Below are 1,662 nucleotides of genomic sequence, written 5' to 3' on the forward strand. Positions count from 1 at the left end.
CAGTATGTTAACCATGGAGCTGTGTTTTTGTACAGGAAAAACTATAAGAAGTGGCGTAGAAAGCGAGGCCTTTCGATGTTATGTTTCAGCTTAAGCTTTTTGCATCTCTTGCCACCACGCCTCATCTGCGATGATTTGACCTTCATCGTCGAGTGGCGGGTATTCCAGTTTCTTGCGTTTCGCTACTTTGGCAAGCACTGGGTGACCACGTTCAAATAAGATGCGATGAATGGTTTCTTTTGGTAGTGCGCTTTCTTCTCGATCATACATGCCTGCCGCTTCACGTTGGCGTTGCGCTTCATACAGAATGACCGCGCTGGCGACCGAAACATTCAAAGACTGCACCATTCCAATCATCGGAATAATGATGTCTTGATCAGCGAGTTTTTTCGCTTGTTCAGACGCGCCAATTTTTTCACTACCCAGGATGATTGCAGTCGGTTTGGTGTAGTCGATTTCACGAAAATCGACCGCGGTGTCCGATAAGTTGGTCACCAATACTTGCATGCCTTGGGCTTTGAGCTCGGTAATGGCGGTTTCAATCGAGTTGTGAGTTTCTACTTCAACCCAGTTACGAGCACCTGCAGAAGTGTGGGTTAAAGTGCGCATTTTATCAGGCCAGATAGCATGAACTTTGTGTAAGCCCGTGGCGTCAGCCGTACGAATAACGGCAGAGACGTTGTTAGGTTTGTGAACCTCTTCTAGGCACAAAGTAAGGTCGGTTTGGCGTGCTTTCAGCACCTGATGGATACGGTGGTAACGTTCTAAATTCATAGTAAATAAATAGGGTATAAAAAAATCGCCACCCAGTGTGAGTGGGTGGCGATGAGTTTAGTTCTTTCTTCGTCTGACTCGGGTCGCCTGCGGCATCGCTTTGATTTTTCGCATGATACCTGCAAGGTGGACACGATCTTTAGTCGTCAGCAGAACGGTGACAGTATACAGTCGGCCATCACGTTCTTCGGTCGACAGGCCATGGATATTGGAGCCTGTTTTCGAAATCACGTTGGTCAATTCTGCCAGAGCACCTTGGTGGTTGAGCATGTCGACTTTCAGTTCTGCGATAAACTCTTTGTCGTAATCGTCAGACCATGCAACGGCCATGTACTTGTCCGGCTCTTTTTGGTAACCGCGCACATTTGGACACGTTTCACGGTGAACAACCAGGCCACGACCAGGAGACACATGCGCAATGATGTGGTCATCTGGAATTGGGTGACAGCAGTTAGCAAACGTCAGCAGCAAACCTTCCGCGCCACGAATTGGAAGTTTCTTCTTCGAGTCGGTTGGAATGGAACTGGTTGTCGTTAGTTCTTCAGTATCACCCAGCAAACGACGAGCAATCACAATGCTCATGAGTTCACCCAAGCCAATTGCTGCGAGTAAATCGTCTGTGCTTTCTAAGCGCAGATCGGTCAGTACTTCTTGAATGTTCTCTGGGTAGATGGAGTCAATCGAGTGACGACCCAAAGCGTGATTCAATAGGCGGCGGCCGAGCGTGATGGATTCTTCACGGCGCATGGTTTTCAGTACTTGACGAATCTTAGTGCGAGCGCGAGAAGTCACGACATAGTTCAACCAAGCGGCATTTGGACGCGCACCTGGCGCACTGATGATTTCTACTGTCTGGCCGTTCTTCAGCGCCTTACTTAGTGGGTAAGG

Annotated in this window: 2 protein-coding genes; both read right to left on the bottom strand. The window is 48.6% G+C overall.

Annotated features, from left to right (window positions below; all coding sequences use genetic code 11):
• Positions 1 to 90: 90 nt before the first annotated feature.
• Entirely contained in the window at positions 91 to 774 is a 684-nt protein-coding gene (gene trmH, locus R7035_RS25170) for a tRNA (guanosine(18)-2'-O)-methyltransferase TrmH (protein ID WP_005478720.1), read from the bottom strand.
• Positions 775 to 831: 57 nt separating this feature from the next.
• Positions 832 to 1,662, bottom strand: an 831-nt coding sequence (locus R7035_RS25175; RefSeq protein ID WP_318146321.1) for a RelA/SpoT AH/RIS domain-containing protein, incomplete at its 5' end; no start/stop codon positions are given.

The sequence above is a fragment of the Vibrio sp. 1731 genome (genome assembly GCF_033339955.1).
GTDB lineage: Bacteria > Pseudomonadota > Gammaproteobacteria > Enterobacterales > Vibrionaceae > Vibrio > Vibrio alginolyticus.

Bases quoted from the DNA above. Each gene is read 5' to 3' on its own strand.
- trmH (WP_005478720.1), bottom strand. From the start codon at position 774: ATGAATTTAGAACGTTACCACCGTATCCATCAGGTGCTGAAAGCACGC.